14 protein-coding genes are annotated in these 18,792 nt (G+C 63.8%); 12 read left to right on the forward strand and 2 right to left on the reverse strand.

Annotation, left to right across the window (positions count from 1 at the left end; translation table 11 throughout):
* Positions 1 to 14: 14 nt before the first annotated feature.
* Positions 15 to 1,409: an asparagine--tRNA ligase gene (asnS, locus tag ACVOLQ_RS08000; protein WP_481527641.1), complete on the reverse strand. Its 1,395-nt coding sequence runs from the start codon at positions 1,407 to 1,409 to the stop codon at positions 15 to 17.
* A 149-nt stretch (positions 1,410 to 1,558) separates the two neighbouring features.
* On the opposite strand from asnS, the gene ACVOLQ_RS08005 reads away from it, so the two are divergent.
* Entirely contained in the window at positions 1,559 to 1,897 is a 339-nt protein-coding gene (locus tag ACVOLQ_RS08005) for a HesB/IscA family protein (protein ID WP_313169977.1), read from the forward strand.
* A gap of 234 nt (positions 1,898 to 2,131) precedes the next feature.
* Here ACVOLQ_RS08005 and ACVOLQ_RS08010 read toward each other — a convergent pair whose 3' ends face one another.
* Positions 2,132 to 3,346, reverse strand: a complete 1,215-nt coding sequence (locus tag ACVOLQ_RS08010) for an MFS transporter (RefSeq protein WP_481527642.1) — start codon at positions 3,344 to 3,346, stop codon at positions 2,132 to 2,134.
* A gap of 247 nt (positions 3,347 to 3,593) precedes the next feature.
* Here ACVOLQ_RS08010 and rpsF point away from each other — a divergent pair, with 247 nt between their 5' ends.
* The 11 genes from rpsF to gyrA all read left to right on the forward strand — a co-directional run bounded on the left by rpsF (position 3,594) and on the right by gyrA (position 18,634).
* Entirely contained in the window at positions 3,594 to 4,025 is a 432-nt protein-coding gene (gene rpsF / locus ACVOLQ_RS08015) for a 30S ribosomal protein S6 (RefSeq protein WP_293708576.1), read from the forward strand.
* A gap of 11 nt (positions 4,026 to 4,036) precedes the next feature.
* On the forward strand, positions 4,037 to 4,267 hold the full coding sequence (gene rpsR, locus ACVOLQ_RS08020; protein ID WP_002804494.1) for a 30S ribosomal protein S18: 231 nt from the start codon (positions 4,037 to 4,039) through the stop codon (positions 4,265 to 4,267).
* A 176-nt stretch (positions 4,268 to 4,443) separates the two neighbouring features.
* The gene (gene rplI / locus ACVOLQ_RS08025; RefSeq protein WP_313169980.1) at positions 4,444 to 4,893 is read left to right on the forward strand and encodes a 50S ribosomal protein L9; all 450 of its coding nucleotides are present in this window, start codon (positions 4,444 to 4,446) and stop codon (positions 4,891 to 4,893) included.
* 233 nt (positions 4,894 to 5,126) lie between these two features.
* Complete coding sequence (gene smc / locus ACVOLQ_RS08030) at positions 5,127 to 8,630, forward strand: chromosome segregation protein SMC (RefSeq protein WP_481527643.1); 3,504 nt, start codon at positions 5,127 to 5,129, stop codon at positions 8,628 to 8,630.
* Positions 8,631 to 8,678: 48 nt separating this feature from the next.
* Positions 8,679 to 9,419 carry a cell division protein ZipA gene (gene zipA, locus ACVOLQ_RS08035; protein ID WP_481527644.1) on the forward strand — a complete coding sequence of 247 codons (741 nt, stop codon included), beginning with the start codon at positions 8,679 to 8,681 and terminating at the stop codon, positions 9,417 to 9,419.
* 184 nt (positions 9,420 to 9,603) lie between these two features.
* The gene (gene ligA, locus ACVOLQ_RS08040; RefSeq protein WP_481527645.1) at positions 9,604 to 12,081 is read left to right on the forward strand and encodes an NAD-dependent DNA ligase LigA; all 2,478 of its coding nucleotides are present in this window, start codon (positions 9,604 to 9,606) and stop codon (positions 12,079 to 12,081) included.
* Entirely contained in the window at positions 12,078 to 12,554 is a 477-nt protein-coding gene (locus ACVOLQ_RS08045; RefSeq protein ID WP_313169988.1) for a GNAT family N-acetyltransferase, read from the forward strand. Before ligA ends, ACVOLQ_RS08045 begins: the two co-directional genes overlap by 4 nt.
* Positions 12,551 to 13,498, forward strand: a complete 948-nt coding sequence (gene epmA / locus ACVOLQ_RS08050; protein WP_481527646.1) for an EF-P lysine aminoacylase EpmA — start codon at positions 12,551 to 12,553, stop codon at positions 13,496 to 13,498. The genes ACVOLQ_RS08045 and epmA overlap by 4 nt, the downstream gene beginning before the upstream one ends.
* A 122-nt stretch (positions 13,499 to 13,620) precedes the next feature.
* The gene (locus tag ACVOLQ_RS08055; RefSeq protein WP_481527647.1) at positions 13,621 to 14,304 is read left to right on the forward strand and encodes a DUF3011 domain-containing protein; all 684 of its coding nucleotides are present in this window, start codon (positions 13,621 to 13,623) and stop codon (positions 14,302 to 14,304) included.
* A gap of 61 nt (positions 14,305 to 14,365) precedes the next feature.
* Positions 14,366 to 15,430 carry an S-methyl-5-thioribose-1-phosphate isomerase gene (gene mtnA / locus ACVOLQ_RS08060; protein WP_313169994.1) on the forward strand — a complete coding sequence of 355 codons (1,065 nt, stop codon included), beginning with the start codon at positions 14,366 to 14,368 and terminating at the stop codon, positions 15,428 to 15,430.
* Between the two features lie 504 nt (positions 15,431 to 15,934).
* A complete protein-coding gene (gene gyrA / locus ACVOLQ_RS08065; protein ID WP_481527648.1) occupies positions 15,935 to 18,634 on the forward strand; it encodes a DNA gyrase subunit A in 2,700 nt (899 codons plus the stop codon).
* Positions 18,635 to 18,792: the final 158 nt, after the last annotated feature.

An 18,792-nucleotide genomic window follows, 5' to 3' on the forward strand; every position in this document is an offset into this window, starting at 1 on the left:
CTGGATCAGATGAATCAGAACTCCGCCGAACCCGGTGCGCGCGGGTAGGGGATCGCATCGCGGATGTTGGACAGGCCGCAGACATAGACCACCAGGCGCTCGAAGCCCAGGCCGAAACCGGCATGCGGCACCGAACCATAACGACGGAAATCGCGGTACCACTGGTAGTGCTCCGGATCCAGGCCGAACTGCGACATGCGTGCGTCAAGCACGTTCAGGCGCTCTTCGCGCTGGCTGCCACCGATGATCTCGCCGATGCCCGGGGCCAGCACGTCCATCGCGGCGACGGTCTTGCCGTCGTCGTTCAGGCGCATGTAGAAGGCCTTGAAGTGTTCCGGGTAGTTGGTGACCACGACCGGACGGCCGACGTGCTCCTCGGTCAACCAGCGCTCGTGCTCGGTCTGCAGATCCAGGCCCCATTCGACCGGGTAGTCGAACTTCTTGCCGGACTTCTGCAGCAGGCTGATCGCATCGGTGTACTCGATGCGCTCGAACGGTGCGTTGACGAAGGCTTCCAGGCGGGTAATGGCGTCCTTCTGCACGCGCTCGGCGATGAAGGCCATGTCGTCGGCACGCTCATCGAGCACGGCGCGGAACAGGTACTTCAGGAACTCTTCGGCCACACGCGCGTTTTCGGCCAGGTCGGCGAAGGCGATCTCCGGCTCCACCATCCAGAACTCGGCCAGGTGGCGGGTGGTGTGGCTGTTCTCGGCGCGGAAGGTCGGGCCGAAGGTGTAAACCTTGCTCAGTGCCAGGCAGTAGGCCTCGACGTTGAGCTGGCCGGACACGGTCAGGAAGGTTTCCTTGCCGAAGAAGTCGCGGCTGAAGTCGATTTCACCGTCACCGGTGCGCGGCAGGTTGGCCATGTCCAGCGTGGAGACGCGGAACATCTGGCCGGCACCCTCAGCATCGGAGCTGGTGATGATGGGCGTGCTGATCCAGTAGAAGCCGTTCTCGTGGAAGTAACGGTGCACTGCCTTGGACAGGCAGTCACGGATGCGGGTGACCGCGCCGAACAGGTTGGTGCGCGGGCGCAGGTGCGCCACTTCGCGCAGGAACTCCGGCGACATCGGCTTGGGCTGGATCGGGTAGGTCAGCGGATCTTCGACCCAGCCGACGATTTCCAGGCTCTGCGCCTGGATCTCGAAGCTCTGGCCCTTGCCCTGCGACTTGACCAGCGTGCCGGTGGCGATCACCGAGCAGCTCGGGGTCAGTTTCTTGATGTCTTCGAAATTGGACAGCGCTTCGGTGGCCACGACCTGGATCGGGGCAAAGCCCGAGCCATCGCTGACGTTGACGAAGGCCAGTCCAGCCGAGCCGCGCACCGTGCGGACCCACCCGCGGACTGTGACTTCTCCGCCTTCCGGGAACTTCCCGGCAAGGGCGTGTGCAACGCTGACCACCGTCATGACTTGAATCCTCTGTTGATCGACTCGATCTGTGAATGCGAGATTTTAGCGGCTCAACGCCCGGGCAGGCGAGCATTTATCCACGCTTGCAGTCCGGCAGGCCGCCCACATCTATAATTGGACCGTAATTCTGCTGGAGTCGCCCTACCATGGCTGTTCATCTGACCCCCATCGCCCATTCCCGCGTGCAGCGCTTCGTCAGCAGCACCCCGGGGGCGCTTGGCCTGCGTTTTGGCGTGACCCGCACCGGTTGCTCGGGTTGGGGCCACATCACCGACCTGGCCAAGGATGAGCGCGAGGGTGACACCGTGTTCGAGCAGGACGGTGTGCGCATCTACGTGGATGCGCAGAGCCTGCCGCTGGTGGATGGCACCGAGATCGACTTCGGCAAGCAGGGCCTGAGCGAGACCTTCACCTTCAAGAACCCCAACGCAGCGGCCGAATGCGGCTGCGGCGAGAGCTTCACCACCGACGACATGCACCGCTGAGCAAGGCGGCAGTTGCTGCTTTTGTGGGAGCGGTGTAAACCGCGAAGCATGCCAGATGTCGGGGCCAGCAACGTCCGGCGCACAGGACGCTGTCCCCTGTAGAGCCGAGCCATGCTCGGCTCGAGCATCCCCGGCGACGTCCGGGATTGTGCACAAGGCCTCTGCCGAGCATGGCTCGGCACTACGGGTTGGCGTTGCCAGGAAATCCCCTGCCGAGCATGGCTCGGCACTACGTCAGTCGGTGGCCAATTGCGCGGATGCGCCCTGACGGCGCTGCAGCGCCACCGCAATACCCCACAGCAGCAGGCCTAACGCAGCGGTTGCTGCGCCCACATAACCGGTAGAAGCGTGGCCATAACCGGCGCCAATCGCCATGCCGCCCAGCCACGGGCCCAGCGCATTCGCGGTATTGAAGGCGGCGTGATTGGAGGCTGCGGCCAGGGTCTGGGCGTCGCCGGCGGCGTCCATCAGGCGGGTCTGCAGGGCCACCGCCAGGGCGCCCATCGTGCCCACGGCGATGATCGCCGGCACCATTGCCCAGGCCGAATGCGCGGCCAGCGGGAACAGCATCAGCACGACGATGGACCACGCCAGCAGCAGGCCGGCGGCGCGGAACTGCAGCCGGTCGACCAGTTTGCCGCCGGCCACATTGCCGATGATCGCGCCCACCCCGAACAGGCCAACCGCGACCGGCATCCAGCGTTCATTGATGCCAGTGACGTTGACCAGCGTCGGGGCCAGATAGGTGAAGACGCAGAACATGCCGGCAAAGCCAATCGCGCCGATCGCCAGTGCCAGCCACACCTGTGGGGTGTTGAATGCGCGCAGCTCACGCATCGGCGAGGTGCGGGTTTCGGCCGGGTCCGCCGGAAGCTGCCGTGCGACCAGGGCCGCCGTGGCGATGGCCAGCAGGCTGACCAGGACGAAGGCGCTGCGCCAGTTGAACTGCTGGCCGAGCCAGGTGGTCAGCGGATTGCCCAGCAGGATGGCGATGGACAGGCCCAGCAGTACCTTGGACACGGCGGCACCACGTTGTTCGGGCGGGCTGATCGAGGCGGCAACCAGCATTGCGACGCCGAAGTAGGCGCCGTGCGGCAGGCCGGCCACGAAGCGGGCCAGCAGCATGCTGTGGTAGGTCGGGGCCAGCGCGCTGGCCAGGTTGCCTACGGCATAGAAACCCATCAGCCACAGCAGCAGGGTGCGGCGGCGCAGGCTGGCGCCGGAAAAGGCCAGCAACGGTGCGCCGACCACCACGCCGATGGCGTAGGCGCTGATCAGATGCCCTACCTGGGCTTCGCTGATGGCCAGGCCGCGGCTGATCTCCAGCATCAGTCCCATGCTGGCGAACTCGCTGGTGCCGATGGCGAAGCCGCCCAGTGAGAGCGCAATGAGAATGAAAGTGCGCTGGCGCGGCGTCAGCTGCGCTGCCAGGGAAAGCGTGGAATTCACGTCGGGTGGTCCGGGAGGGGCGTGGAATCGGTTACATAGTGTACTGTTGCGTCGCAGCAATCAGCCCTCATCGGCGGCTTTTCGCTGCCGGATGCTGTGTTGCGCCAGTCGGGCGACTTGCCTCGGGCCCTTGCGCAGTGGATAATGCCCGGCTTCCTGCGCTCCAGTGCAGGAACCCTTGCCCCACCGCAAACCACGGCGGGGGGCTGTCCGGCCCATCAGGGCCACATCCGAAAGGTATGAAAACATGAGTCGTCATTACGAAGTCGTGTTCCTGGTCCATCCGGACCAGAGCGAACAGGTCCCCGCCATGATCGAGCGCTACAAGGCGCTGGTCGAAGCCGGCAACGGCACCATCCACCGTCTGGAAGACTGGGGCCGCCGCCAGCTGGCTTACCCGATCCAGAACCTGGTGAAGGCTCACTACGTGCTGCTGAACATCGAAGCTGACCAGTCGGTTCTGAACGAACTGACCGAGAGCTTCCGTTTCAACGACGCCGTGCTGCGCAACCTGGTCATCAAGCGTGACGAGGCTGACACCGAGCAGTCGCTGATCATGAAGAGCAAGGACGAGAAGGGTGACAAGCCCGAGCGTGGCGAGCGCCGTCGTCGTGACGACGAAGAAGGTGCATCTTCCAACAATGACGAAGCCGGCGACGACGCCGCTTCTGCTGAATAAGGAGCACTTTCATGTCCAAGTTCTTCCGCCGCCGCAAGTTCTGCAAGTTCACCGCTGAAGGCGTGAAAGAGATCGATTACAAGGATCTCAACACCCTGCGCCAGTACCTGACCGAGAACGGCAAGATCGTTCCGAGCCGCGTCACCGGCACCAAGTCCAAGTACCAGCGCCAGCTGGCAACGGCCGTCAAGCGCGCCCGTTTCCTGGCCCTGATCCCGTACACGGACAACCACGACGTCTGAGTGCAGAAGTGAGTCGCGGCGCATGCGCCGCGATGGGAAGTGAGAGGTGGGAGTAGGGCGTTTGTCCTTTCCCGTTTCTCACTCCCCTTTACTCGCTTATCGCCTCAAACCCGTCCTATTCGGACAGCAAGCGTTGCGGCGCCATTGGCGCCGCTAACGAATAACGGAGCTACACCATGAAGCTGATTCTTATCCAGAAAGTGACCAACCTCGGCGGCCTGGGCGACCTGGTTGACGTGAAGCCGGGCTACGGCCGTAACTTCCTCGTGCCGCAGGGCAAGGCCGTGCCGGCCACCGAAGCCAACATCGCCGAGTTCGAAGCCAAGCGCGCCCAGTACGAAGCCAAGGCCCAGGCCTCGCACGACGAAGCACAGGCCCGTGCCAACAAGTTCGAAGGCGCCAGCGTCACCATCGGTGCGCACGCTTCGACCGAAGGCAAGCTGTACGGTTCGGTTGGCCCGCGTGACATCGCTGAAGCCTTCACTGCTGCCGGCCTGGAGCTGAGCAAGAGCGAAGTGATCCTGGGCGAAGGCGCTTTCCGCAACGTTGGCGAGTTCGACGTCATCGTCAAGCTGCACGCCGACGTGGAAACCACCGTCAAGGTCATCGTCGAAGCCGACGCTTGATTCTGCCGGACTGGTTGTAAAGAACGGGCGCCGCAAGGCGCCCGTTTCTTTTGGCCGGCCTGCAGGCCAGGCCCCACCAGTGGCCATGGGTGTCGCTATACTCGGTTGCCAGTGCCGCGCTTGATCATTTGAATTCCAAGGAATATCAATGATTTGAGCTCGGGGACGGAACCTCCGGACCATCCCTCCGGGTGTCGGCAGTGGCAGCCGACGTCCGCCAACAGCCCGATTCCATGCGTCTATCCACGATCAAGCTCTCCGGTTTCAAGTCCTTCGTCGATCCCACGACGTTGCACCTGCCGACCAATATGACCGGTGTCGTTGGCCCCAACGGCTGCGGCAAGTCCAACATCATCGACGCGGTGCGTTGGGTGATGGGTGAGAGCTCGGCCAGCCGCCTGCGCGGCGATTCGCTGACCGACGTGATCTTCTCCGGTTCGGCGGGCCGCAAGCCGGTGTCACAGGCCACGGTGGAGCTGATCTTCGACAACACCGATCATACGATTTCCGGCGAATACGCCTCGTTCAACGAAATCTCGGTCAAGCGCACCGTAAGCCGCGATGGCAGCAGCAATTATTATCTGAACGGCACCAAGTGCCGCCGCCGCGATATCACCGATCTGTTCCTGGGCACGGGCCTTGGCCCGCGCAGCTACTCGATCATCGAGCAGGGCATGATCAGCCAGATCATCGAGGCGCGCCCGGAAGACCTGCGCATATACCTGGAGGAAGCCGCCGGCATCTCCAAGTACAAGGAGCGCCGCAAGGAAACCGAAACCCGGATCCGCCACACCCGCGAAAACCTCGATCGGCTCAATGACCTGCGCGAGGAAATCGGCAAGCAGCTCGAACACCTCAAGCGGCAGGCACGGCAGGCCGAACAGTACCAGGCCTTGCAGGAAGAGCGCCGGGTCAAGGATGCAGAATGGAAGGCGCTGGAATTCCGCGGCCTTGACGGACGCCTGGGCGGCCTGCGTGAAGCGCTGTCGCGCGAGGAAACCAAGCTGCAGCAGCTGATCGCCGAACAGCGCGACGCGGAAAGCCGCATCGAAACCGGCCGCGTGCGCCGCGAAGAGGCGGCGGAAAACCTGAACAAGGCGCAGGCTGATGTCTACCAGGTGGGCAGTACCCTGGCCCGGCTCGAGCAGCAGATTCACCATCAGCGCGAGCTGGCGCAGCGCCTGCACAAGGCGCGCGACGAGACCCGCCAGGCGTTGTCGGAACTTGGTCAGCACATCAGTGGTGACGAAGCCAAGCTGATCGTGCTGCGCGAATCGGTCGAAAATGCCGAGCCGCAGCTGGAGCAGCTGCAGGAAGAGAATGAGATCCGCCAGGAGGCGCTGCGCGAGGCCGAAGCAAGGCTCGCCGATTGGCAGCAGCGCTGGGAAGCGCACAATCGGAATACCTCCGAGGCGACCCGCTCCGGCGAGGTTGAGCGCACCCGCGTGGACTACCTGGACAAGCAGATTCTCGAAGCCGATCGCCGCCGCGAAGCATTGCAGGCAGAGCGCGCCGGCCTGGATCTGGATGCGCTGGCGGAAGCCTTCGAGCAGATGCAGCTGGAACATGAGACCCAGAAGGCCGCGCTGGAAACCTTGAACGAGCAGGTGGAGTTGCGCAAGGAATCGGTGGCGGCACTGCAGGAACAGCAGCGCGCCGGCCAGTCTGAGCTGGCCGACGTTCGCAAGCAGGCACAGTCCGCGCGCGGCCGCTTGTCCTCGTTGGAAACGCTGCAGCAGGCAGCACTCGGCCAGGAACAGGGGGCGGCGGCAGCATGGCTGAAGGCGCGCGGGCTGGATTCGGCCGCGCGCGTCGGCGAGCGCATCACCGTTGAAAGTGGCTGGGAGAACGCAGTTGAAAGCGCGCTTGGTCAGCTGATCGAAGGTGTGCTGGTGGATGCGCCGGAAGCCTTGGTTGATGCGTTGGCTGAGCTGGGCGAAGGGCGCATCGCACTGGTTGCAGACGCCGATGGCAAGGCTGAGTTCGCGCCGACTTCATTGGCGGCGAAAGTGCAGGGGCCGTTGGCGATCCGCCGCTTGCTGGCGCACCTGCATGGCGCTGAAGATCTTGCGCAGGCGCAGAAACTACAGCGCACGCTGGGTGGCGCTGAGTCGGTGATTACCCGTGGCGGTGAACGACTGGGGCAGGGCTGGGTGCGCATGTCGCGCTCCGGTGCCGCCGAGCAGGGCGCGCTGTTGCGCGAACGCGAGATCGTCACCTTGCGCGAGCAGATCGAATCCTTGCAGGAGCGTGAGGCCGCATTGGAGCAGCAGCTGGCTGGCTTGCGTGAGCAATTGCTGGCTGCCGAGCAACAGCGCGAAGATGTGCAGCGTTCGTTGTATCAAGCGCATCGCGCCGGGTCCGAATTGGCGGGGCAGTTGCAGAGCCAGCAAGGCAAGCTGGAATCCACGCGCACGCGCATTGGACGTATCGAAGGTGAGCTGGCGCAGCTGCTGGAAACGCTGGACGCCAGCCGTGAACAGGCGAGCGAGGCGCGCCTGCGCCTGGATGAGGCCGTGTCCAGCATGGGCGACCTGGAGTCGGCCCGGCACGCGCTGGAAAGCGAACGCAGGCAGATGAGCGAAGCGCGCGACCAGGCCCGGGATGCGGCGCGCAACGTGCGTGACAACATGCATGCACTGGCCTTGACGCTGGAGTCGCAGCGCACCCAGATCAGTTCGCTGAGCCACGCGCTGGAGCGTATGGGCAGCCAGCGTGGCCAGCTCGATTCACGTCTGGGCGAGCTGCACTCACAGCTGGATGAGGGGGATACGCCGGTCCATGCGCTGGAGGCCGAGCACCAGAACGCGTTGGCCGAGCGTGTGCGTGTGGATCGCGTGCTCGCCGAAGCGCGTACCTTGCTTGACGGTATCGATCATGAGCTGCGTGCTCTGGAACAGACCCGCCACCAGCGCGACGAGCAGTCGCTGGCGCAGCGCGAGCGCATCTCGCAGCGCAAGCTTGATCAGCAGGCCTTGGTGCTTAGCGCCGAGCAGCTGGCGGCCGCGGTGGAGAAGGCCGGGTTTGTGCTGCAGGACGTGATCAACACCTTGCCCGAAGACGCGCGCGTGTCGGATTGGGAATCGACGGTGCACCAGATCGACGGCCGCATGCGGCGGCTGGAGCCGGTCAACCTGGCGGCGATCCATGAGTACGGCGAGGCTTCGCAGCGCTCGGAGTACCTGGAAGCACAGAACGTCGATCTGAACACCGCACTGGAAACCCTGGAAGACGCCATCCGCAAGATCGACCGCGAGACACGTGGTCGGTTCAAGGACACCTTCGACCGTGTCAATGCCGGCGTGCAGGCGCTGTATCCGCGCCTGTTCGGCGGCGGCCATGCCTATCTGGAACTGACCGGCGAAGATCTGCTCGATACCGGCGTGACCATCATGGCGCGGCCGCCCGGCAAGCGTGTTTCCAATATCTCGTTGCTGTCCGGCGGCGAGAAGGCCATGACCGCGGTGGCGCTGGTGTTTGCCATCTTCCAGCTCAATCCGGCCCCGTTCTGCCTGCTCGACGAGGTGGACGCGCCGCTGGACGAGGCCAACGTCGGCCGCCTGGCCAATATGGTCAAGGAAATGAGCGAGAAGGTGCAGTTCCTGTTCGTCAGCCACAACAAGGCGACGATGGAGGCGGCGCACCAGTTGTCGGGTGTCACCATGCGCGAACCCGGCGTCAGTCGCCTGGTCAGTGTTGATCTGGAAGAGGCTGCCCGATTGGCGGGCGCGGCCTGACGTGCCATCCTTTAACCACCTGAACGATTAATCCGGAGACTGCAGCGCATGTCTGACACGGCACTGTTGCGTATCGGCATTCTGGTTGCCGGCGTTTTGCTGGTCGCAGCCATTTTCTTTTTCAGCCGGCCCAAGCGGCAGGCCCAGGGCAAACGCAAGGAACCGGCTGACGCCGAGCGCCCGCGTCGTGAACCGGTGCTGGGAGGCGCCGAGGGTGCTGCGGCTGCCGAAGCGGGCGAGGGCGCTGCGCAGGATGACGGCGTAACCCAGCCTGAGCTCGGTCTGCCGGACGTGGACGCAAGCAACCTCAGTGAGCTGGGCAAGCGGCCTACCCAGGATTTCGACAAGATCGTCTCGCTGTACGTGGCTGCCCGTTCCGGGCAGGTATTGCGTGGCGAAGACATCGTGGTGGCGGCGGAGAAGACCGGTCTGGTCTTCGGCTACATGAATGTGTTCCATCGTCTGGTGGAAGGGCATTCGGAGCGCGGCCCGATCTTTTCGATGGCCAGCATCATGAAGCCGGGAAGCTTCGACATGGCCAACATCCGCGACATGGAAACCCCGGCCATCGCCTTCTTCCTGACCTTGCCGGCGCCGATGACCGCGCTTGATGCCTGGGAAAAGATGCTGCCGACCGTGCAGCGCATGGGCGAACTGCTCGATGGCGTGGTGCTGGATGACAGCCGCAATGCCCTGGGCCGCCAGCGTATCGCGCATATCCGCGATGACCTGCGTGCTTATGACCGCCAGCACCAGGCGCCGCCGTTGACCAAGTCGCCGCGTTGGTGAGGATTTAAAAGCTACCCCTCCCCAACCCTCCCCTGGCTACGCCAAGGGAGGGAGCTGAGATCTTCCCCCTCCCTTTGCCGCAGGCAAGGGGAGGGCCGGGGAGGGGTGCTGTTAGCGGTAAGCATTAAACGCAAGCGCTACCCGCTTTTACCGCGCCAACACTTCGCGCAGGTAAAATCGCCACATGAATCAAAATACCGACGCCACCCGGCGCATCAGCGAACTCCGCCGCCAGCTGGCAGACGCCTCGCGTGCCTATCACGAGCACGATGAGCAGATCATCCCGGACGCCGAGTACGACCGGTTGATGCGCGAGCTGGAAGCGCTGGAAGCCGCGCATCCGGAACTGGACAGCGCCGACTCGCCCAGCCATCAGGTAGGCGGCAAGCCATCATCGCGCTTCCCTGAAGTCGTGCATGCCGTGCCGATGCTGTCGCTGGGCAATGCCTTCAGCGATGCCGAGGTGCATGATTTCGTGCGCCGCATCGATGAGCGCCTGCATCGTCGCGAGCTGTACTTCTCCGCCGAACCCAAGCTGGATGGTCTGGCCATCAACCTGCGCTACGAGAACGGCGTTTTCGTGCAGGGGGCGACCCGTGGTGACGGTGCAACTGGCGAAGACGTCAGTGCCAATCTGCGGCAGATCAAGGTCATCCCGCAGCAGCTGGCTGGGCAAGGCTGGCCGGAGGTGCTGGAAGTGCGTGGCGAGGTCTACATGCCGCGCGCCGACTTCGAGCGTTACAACGAGCAGGCGCGCCTGCATGGGGGCAAGGTGCTGGCCAATCCGCGCAATGGCGCGGCCGGCTCCCTGCGCCAGTTGGATCCGAAGATCAGCGCGCAGCGGCCGCTGAGCTTCTATGCCTATGGCCTGGGTGAGGTGTCCGGTGGCGAACTGCCCGGAACGCATTCGGCAACCTTGGCCCAGCTTGCGCAGTGGGGTTTTCCGGTCAGCGACCTGTGCAGGGTAGTGCAGGGTGCTGAAGGTCTGCTGGCGTACTACCGCGATATCGGCGAGCGCCGCGACAGCCTGGCCTATGACATCGATGGCGTGGTCTACAAGCTCGATGATCGCGAAGGCCAGCAGGAAATGGGTTTCGTCGCACGCGCACCGCGTTGGGCGATTGCGCATAAGTTCCCAGCACAGGAACAGACCACCACGGTTGAAGCCATCGAGATACAGATCGGTCGTACCGGTGCGGCGACGCCGGTTGCACGGCTGAAGCCGGTGCATGTGGCTGGGGTCGTTGTCACCAACGCCACCCTGCACAACGCCGATCAGATCGCGCGCCTGGATGTACGGGTTGGTGACTCGGTCATCGTGCGCCGTGCTGGCGATGTCATTCCGGAAGTGGTCAGTGTCATTGTTGATCGCCGCCCTGAAGGCACCACGCCGTGGCAGATGCCACGCGCCTGCCCGGTGTGTGGCTCGGAAATCGTGCGCGAGGAAGGCGAGGCGGCCTGGCGTTGCTCGGGTGAGCTGAGCTGCCCGGCGCAACGCAAGGAAGCCATTGCCCACTTCGCCTCGCGCAAGGCGATGGATATCGATGGCTTGGGTGGCAAGTACATCGAGGTGTTGGTGGATGCCGGCATCGTGCGCGGTGTTGCCGACCTGTATGCACTCAATCGCGACCAGTTGCTGGTACTGAAGCTGGCGCTGGATGCCGATTCGCCGGAAGCACTCGCTTCGCAGCTCGGCCTGCACCTGCAGCCGGAAGGCAGCGGTGACACCCTCAATCGCATCCTCAAGCTGGATGCGGATGATGCGTCCTGGCGCGCACAAGCCTTGTCGGTGCCGGCCAGCTTCCAGTGGAACACCAGGAGGATCGCCATCAAATGGGCCGACAACCTGATTGCTGCGATTGCCGCCAGCCGCAGTACCACGCTGGAGCGCCTGCTGTTCGCACTGGGCATCGAACACGTGGGTGAAAGCACGGCCAAGGCATTGTCGACGTGGTTTGGTGATCTGGAGCTGATTCGTCACCTGCCGTGGCCAATATTCAAACGCGTGCCCGACATCGGCGGTGAAGTAGCCCGTTCGATTGGTCACTTCATGGCCCAGCCGGGCAATCAGCAGGCGATTGATGCGTTGCTGGAGCGTGGCGTGCGGATCAGCGATACGCACGCCCCCAACGCCAAGCTGCGTGCAGATCTGAATCTGGCTACCTTGTTGTCGGACCTGGAGATTCCCAAGGTCACACCGGTACGCGCACGCCAACTGGCTGAAGCGTTCGGTTCGACGGCGGCGATTCTGGACGAGGAGGCGCATAACTTCATGACTGCTGGCCTGCCGGCTGAATCGGCCAATGCGCTGGTCGCCTGGCTGAATGTCGATGCCAACGCACAGCTGTTCACCGATGCCGGCGTTGCCCTGGAGCGTCTGCTTGCGATCACGCCAGAGGCGCAGGAGCAGGTCGCCGGTGTGCTTGATGGCAAAACCGTGGTGCTGACCGGTACCTTGGCGCAGATGGGCCGCGATCAGGCCAAGGCAAGGCTGGAAGCGCTGGGAGCCAAGGTTTCTGGCAGTGTGTCGAAGAAAACCAGTTTCGTGGTGGCCGGTACCGAAGCCGGCTCCAAGTTGGACAAGGCAAATGAGCTTGGTGTGGAAGTATGGGACGAAGAGCGTCTGCTTGCCTTCCTCGCCGAGCACGGAGAACAGGCATGAGTGAGATCAAGGCGCGCTTGGCGCAATCGGAAGACTTCCCGCAGCTGATCGCGATGGTGCGTGACTTCTATGTGGAAGATCAGATTCCCTATATCGCCGAACGGGTCGAGCCCGGTCTGCAGACGCTGCTGGAGCAGCCAAGCTGTGGTGCGGCGTTGCTGCTGCTCGATGGCGACAGCGTGGTCGGCTACATCACCCTGGGCTGGTGCTTCAGCGTCGAGCAGGGCGGTCGTTTCGTATTGCTGGATGAGTTGTACCTGGGCCCGGCTGCACGCGGTCGTGGCTGGGGGCGACAGGCCTTGGCGCTGGCCCGTGACTGGGCTGCAGGGCAGGGCGCGGCGGTCATCCGCCTGGAAGTGAACCACCACAACGCCAAGGCCAAGTCGCTGTATCTGTCGGCGGGCTACCGCGACGACGAGCGCGACATCCTCACCTTGTCCTTGAACGGGGCGTCCGGGCGCCTGCACTCGTGATCGAGGCCCTGCGTCAGCGCGCACGCCTGAATGCATTGATTCGTGGTTTCTTTGCCGCGCGCGATGTGTTGGAAGTGGAGACGCCAATCATGTCGGCGGCCGGTAATACCGAGCCGAACATCGAGGGCTTCCATACCCGCTTCAGCGGGCATGTCGATGCCGGTTCGCCGCAGCGCTGGTTGCGCACCTCGCCGGAGTATCCGCTCAAGCGTCTGTTGGCTGCCGGTGTGGGTGACTGCTACGAACTGGGCCGGGTGTTCCGCAACGGCGAGGCCGGCGGGCGCCACAACCCCGAGTTCACCATGCTGGAATGGTATCGGGTGGGTTGGGATCATCACCGCCTGATCGAAGAAACCATTGCGCTGGTGCAGGAGGCGTTGGCAATGGTGCAGCGGCCGCCGGCATCGGTGCGCATCGTCAGCTACCGCGAGCTGTTCATGCAGGCGGTAGCGCTGGATCCGTTCCTGGCCGACGAAGTGCAGCTGCGTGCGGGTCTGGGCGAAGTTGGTATCCAGCCCGATGGCCTGACCCGCGATGACTGGTTGGATCTGCTGATGAGCCATCGCATCCAGTCGCAGTTCGCGGTCGATGCCATCACCGTGATCCATGACTGGCCGGCCAGCCAGGCCGCGTTGGCCAGGATCCGGCCGGGCACGCCGCCATTGGCTGAACGCTTTGAGCTTTACCTGGGTCCGGTCGAACTGGCCAACGGCTACCACGAGCTGAACGACGCAGTCGAGCAACGCCAGCGATTCGAGCGCGATCTGGCGATCCGTGCGGCGCGCGGGGCTGAACAACCGCCCCTGGATGAAGCCTTTCTTGCGGCATTGCCGTCGTTGCCTGCCTGCGCCGGTGTTGCGGTTGGCGTGGATCGACTGCTGATGGCCCTGGCCGGTACGCCGCGTATTGGCGATGTATTGGCGTTTGATTTCGCCAACGCCTGATGCTGGTTTGCGCTGGATCATGGATATGCAGCGTGGCGGCGACCAAGATAATGCTTTGCTCACAATGACTCAGGCAGTGTGTGACCATCGGAACCCATCATGACCGAACAGGGGAGCGTCTGATGAAGCGGGTCTGCGGCGTGCTGTTATTGCTGGCGCCGACCGTGCTGGCAGCCCAGGAGCCCGCGCCCGCAGCGGCGGGCCGTGAAGTAGTGCGCTGTGAATCGGGTGAGCAACCGCGGACGTTCTGCCCGATGGATACCCGCGGCGGCGTGCAACTGGTGCGGCAACTGTCCAGGCGCGATTGCATCCGTGAGACCAGCTGGGGCATGGAAGACGGCGCGGTTTGGGTGAGCCAGGGCTGCAGTGCTGAATTCGCCCGGCCCCAGGCTACAACACGCACGACACGCCGCGTGGTGCGCTGCGAATCAAAGGGGCGCACGGAGGTATGTCCGGTGGTGCTGCGCGGGGCGCCGGTGCGCCTGCTGCGGCAGCAATCGGTGCTGCCGTGCCGCGAGGGCCGTAGCTGGGGATACAGCGGCAAGGAAATCTGGGTCAGTCGCGGATGCCAGGGCCTGTTTGAAGTGGGGGCCGAGGATGGCTCTGGCTTTGTCGATACCCCGCGCCGGGTGATCTGCGAATCCAAGGGCGAGTTGCGGCGCGAATGTGGTGTAAGCGTCACGCGTCGGGTCACGCTGGTGGAGCAGTTGTCCCATGCTGCCTGCCGGGAAGGGGACAGTTGGGGCTGGGACCGCAATGGCATCTGGGTGGACAAGGGATGCCGCGGCGAATTCTCCGCTGACTGAGCCGATGGTGCGGGCAGTAGGTTGTTGATGCGTGCCGGGCAGCGCCGATTACAATGGGCGCATGAACGATACCCCTGCCATTGATTACGCCCGTTACGACCATATCCGCCCGATCCGCTGGACCGGCGAGGCCCTGGAGCTGCTGGACCAGCGCAAGCTGCCGTTTGTCGTCGAGCACGTGCTGTGCCACGACAGCGATGCGGTTGCCGAGGCCATTCACGCATTGACCGTGCGCGGTGCGCCCGCGATCGGAATTGCCGCCGCCTGGGGTGTGGTGCTGGCGGCGCGTGAGGTGCAGGCCAATGACGGTGCAGCTGCATTGCAGGCGCTGGCACCGGCGCTGGATCGGCTCAATGCCTCACGTCCCACGGCGGTCAACCTGGCCTGGGCGTTGGCGCGCATGCGTCGCGCTTTGGCCGCTGCCGGTTCGGACTGGAAGCTGGTCGCCGCGCTTGAAGCGCAGTCAATCGCTGATGAAGACCTTACCGCCAACCGTCATATGGGCGCCTTGGGTGCAGCGTTGATTGCACCGGGTAGCGGCGTGCTGACCCATTGCAACACCGGTTCGCTGGCCACCGCCGGCTTCGGTACCGCCTTGGGCGTGATCCGTGCTGGCGTTGCGCAGGAGCGCATTGGGAAGGTGTTTGCCGGTGAGACCCGGCCGTGGTTGCAGGGTGCACGCCTGACCGTTTGGGAGCTGCAGCAGGACGGAATCGATGCAACCTTGATTGCCGACTCGGCTGCCTCGCACCTGATGAAGACCGGTGCGGTGCAATGGGTGATCGTCGGCGCTGACCGTATTTGTGCCAACGGCGACACCGCCAACAAGATCGGCACCTACCAACTGGCCATTGCCGCGCGCCATCACGGCGTGAAATTCATGGTGGTTGCACCGTCCTCGACCGTTGACATGGGCACCGCCCACGGCGACGAAATCGAGATCGAACAGCGTGACCCGGGCGAACTGTTTGGCGTCGGCGGTGTGCGCACCGTGGCCGAGGGCATTGCCGCCTGGAATCCTGTGTTCGACGTGACTCCGGGCGAGTTGATCGACGCCATCGTCACCGAGCGCGGCGTGATCCTGAAGCCGGACCTGGCGACGATGGCCGCCGCGTTCCCCGACTGACCGGTAGTGCCGAGCCATGCTCGGCAGGGGCTTGCCCGGTACGGCCGCAGCCGAGCATGGCTCGGCTCTACAGTGAATCCTTCCGACAGTGTCCACTGGCACAAACCAGCGGGTAGTGCCGAGCCATGCTCGGCAGGGGCTTGCCCGGTACGGCCGCAGCTGAGCATGGCTCGGCTCTACAGGAGGCTTTCATGCTTGTGGGAGCGGCGTCAGCCGCAAAGCTGGCAATGCCTGAATCGCCGACGATGTTGCGATCTGCGGAGTCTTTGGCTTCGCAGCTTGTACAGCTCCTGCCCGGTTCCTCGACAAGGGCCCAGCAGGGCATGGCCCGCCTCACCCGGCAAGGCGCCCCTAAGTTCCTGATTTCTTCCGGTAAAAGGGCCTGAACCAGCGCCGAAAAACCGCCCTTTGTGATAAACTCCGCAGGTTGATCCCAGATCCCGGCAGGGCGGCCCGTCAAGGAGTCGTCACCGGACAGGATCGCTACCTGACAACGGAACCCGAATGGCAGAAAACGCCAAGGAAATCATCCAGGTCAACCTGGAAGACGAGATGCGCAAGAGCTACCTCGATTACGCGATGAGCGTGATCGTCGGCCGCGCACTTCCCGATGCCCGCGATGGCCTCAAGCCGGTTCATCGCCGCGTCCTGTTCGCGATGAATGAACTGGGCGCGCACAGCAACAAGCCGTACTACAAGTCGGCGCGTATCGTCGGTGACGTCATCGGTAAGTACCACCCGCATGGCGACGCGTCGGTCTACGACACGCTGGTGCGCATGGCGCAGCCGTTCTCGCTGCGTTACATGATGGTGGACGGCCAGGGTAACTTCGGTTCGGTCGACGGTGACTCTGCTGCAGCAATGCGTTACACCGAGGCGCGCATGTCGCGCCTGACGCATGAGCTGATGGCCGATATCGACAAGGAAACCGTCGATTTCCAGCCCAACTACGATGAAAAGGAGCTGGAACCGACGGTCATGCCGACCCGGTTCCCGAACCTGCTGGTCAACGGTTCCGCCGGTATCGCGGTGGGCATGGCGACCAATATCCCGCCGCACAACCTCACCGAGTGCATCAATGCCTGCATCGCGCTGATTGACGAGCCGTCGATCGACGTGGATGGGCTGATGGAATACATCCCGGGCCCGGATTTCCCGACCGCCGGTATCATCAATGGCACCGCCGGCATCATCGCCGGTTACCGCACCGGCCGTGGCCGCGTGCGCATCCGTGCCAAGGCCGATATCGAAGTGGCCGACAATGGTCGCGAGTCGATCATCGTCACCGAGATTCCGTACCAGGTGAACAAGGCACGGCTGATCGAGAAGATCGCCGAGCTGGTCAAGGAAAAGAAGCTCGAAGGCATCAGCGAGCTGCGCGATGAGTCCGACAAGGACGGCATGCGCATCTACATCGAAATCAAGCGTGGCGAGTCTGCCGAGGTTGTGCTCAACAACCTGTACCAGCAGACCCAGATGGAGTCGGTGTTCGGCATCAACATGGTGGCGCTGGTCGACGGCCGCCCGAAGTTGATGAACCTCAAGGAGATGCTGGAGGCGTTCATCCGCCATCGCCGCGAGGTTGTCACCCGCCGCACCATCTTCGAGCTGCGCAAGGCGCGCGCACGTGCGCACGTGCTGGAAGGCCTGACCGTTGCATTGGCCAACATCGATGAAATGATCGAGTTGATCAAGACCTCGGCCAACCCGGCTGAAGCCAAGGAGCGCATGCTCTCCAAGGTGTGGCAGCCGGGCCTGGTGGGTGCATTGCTGGGCGCCGCCGGCGCGGAGGCATCGCGCCCGGAAGACCTGCCCAAGGGCATTGGTCTGGTCAACGGCAACTACCAGCTCAGCGACGTCCAGGCCACGCAGATCCTGGAAATGCGCCTGCACCGCCTGACCGGGCTGGAGCAGGACAGGCTGACGGAAGAGTACAAGCAGCTGCTGGAAGTGATCGCCGGCCTGATCCGCATCCTGGAGAACCCGGATGTGCTGTTGCAGGTGATCCGCGAGGAGCTGGAAAGCATCCGTGCCGAGTTTGGCGACGACCGTCGCACCGAGATCCGCCACAGCGAAGAAGATCTGGATATCCTGGACCTGATCGCGCCGGAAGACGTGGTCGTGACCCTGTCGCGTGCCGGTTACGTCAAGCGCCAGCCGGTCAGTGCCTACCGCGCACAGCGTCGTGGTGGCCGCGGCCGCAGTGCCGCCGCGACCAAGGACGAGGATTCGATCGAGCAGCTGTGGCTGGTCAACACGCATGACACACTGTTGACCTTCACCAGCTCGGGCAAGGTGTTCTGGCTGCCGGTACACCAGTTGCCGGAAGCCGGTTCCAACGCCCGTGGCCGCCCGATCATCAACTGGATCGCGCTGGAGAACGGCGAACGCGTGCAGGCCGTGCTGCCGGTACGTGAGTACGATGAAAACCACTTCGTGTTCTTTGCAACCCGCAACGGTACGGTCAAGAAGACCCCGCTTAGCGAGTTCGCATTCCGTCTGGCGCGCGGCAAGATCGCCATCAACCTCGACGAGGGTGATGCCCTGGTCGGTGTAGGCCTGACCGACGGTGAGCGCGACGTCCTGTTGTTTGCCTCCAATGGCAAGACAGTTCGCTTCGGCGAGGACAAGGTCCGTTCGATGGGCCGTACCGCTACTGGCGTGCGTGGCATCAAGATGCCCAAGGGTGAGGAAGTGGTCAGCCTGATCGTCGCCGAAAGCGCTGGCGGCGTTGAGGATGAGAACGAAGACGACAGCGGTGTCGAGGAAGTGGCAGTGGACGGTGGCGAGATCGTCGACGCTGCCGACGACGCAGGCGTGCAGTACATCCTGACGGCGACCGAGAATGGCTACGGCAAGCGCACGCCGTTGGCCGATTACCCGCGCAAGGGGCGTGGCACCCAGGGTGTGATCGGCATCCAGACCAGTGAGCGCAATGGCAAGCTGGTCAGCGCGGTGCTGCTGGGCACGGGCGACGAAGTGTTGTTGATTTCCGACGGTGGCACCCTGGTGCGTACCCGTGGCTCGGAGATCTCGCGCGTCGGCCGCAATACCCAGGGTGTGACCCTGATCCGTCTGTCCAAGGGCGAGAAGCTGCAGGCCGTCGAACGCCTGGATGCATCGCTTGAGGCCGAAGAGGAGGTGCTGGAGGACGACGCAGTCGAGGCTGGGGAAGCCGTAGCACCAACACCGCCGGAAGCCTGATTCTGCAGGCTTTGGGTTTGGAGAAAGCGCCGGCATGCCGGCGCTTTTTTCATGCGCCTTCGTCCAGTTTTGTTGGCCAGAAGGTTGCCCTAACCCCAACCCCTGTCCCGTTCACGGGAGAGGGGTTGGGGTGAGGGCAAGCTTTTGGCCAGCAGCCT

The sequence above is a fragment of the Stenotrophomonas sp. STEN031 genome, from assembly GCF_056759975.1.

Coding starts and splice junctions, on each gene's coding strand:
- rplI (WP_313169980.1), top strand. CDS start 4,444: ATGAAGCTGATTCTTATCCAGAAAGTGACCAACCTCGGCGGCCTGGGC.
- ACVOLQ_RS08045 (WP_313169988.1), top strand. CDS start 12,078: ATGAGTGAGATCAAGGCGCGCTTGGCGCAATCGGAAGACTTCCCGCAG.
- zipA (WP_481527644.1), top strand. CDS start 8,679: ATGTCTGACACGGCACTGTTGCGTATCGGCATTCTGGTTGCCGGCGTT.
- ACVOLQ_RS08055 (WP_481527647.1), top strand. CDS start 13,621: ATGAAGCGGGTCTGCGGCGTGCTGTTATTGCTGGCGCCGACCGTGCTG.
- rpsF (WP_293708576.1), top strand. CDS start 3,594: ATGAGTCGTCATTACGAAGTCGTGTTCCTGGTCCATCCGGACCAGAGC.
- ACVOLQ_RS08005 (WP_313169977.1), top strand. CDS start 1,559: ATGGCTGTTCATCTGACCCCCATCGCCCATTCCCGCGTGCAGCGCTTC.
- ligA (WP_481527645.1), top strand. CDS start 9,604: ATGAATCAAAATACCGACGCCACCCGGCGCATCAGCGAACTCCGCCGC.
- asnS (WP_481527641.1), bottom strand. CDS start 1,409: ATGACGGTGGTCAGCGTTGCACACGCCCTTGCCGGGAAGTTCCCGGAA.
- rpsR (WP_002804494.1), top strand. CDS start 4,037: ATGTCCAAGTTCTTCCGCCGCCGCAAGTTCTGCAAGTTCACCGCTGAA.
- smc (WP_481527643.1), top strand. CDS start 5,127: ATGCGTCTATCCACGATCAAGCTCTCCGGTTTCAAGTCCTTCGTCGAT.
- mtnA (WP_313169994.1), top strand. CDS start 14,366: ATGAACGATACCCCTGCCATTGATTACGCCCGTTACGACCATATCCGC.
- gyrA (WP_481527648.1), top strand. CDS start 15,935: ATGGCAGAAAACGCCAAGGAAATCATCCAGGTCAACCTGGAAGACGAG.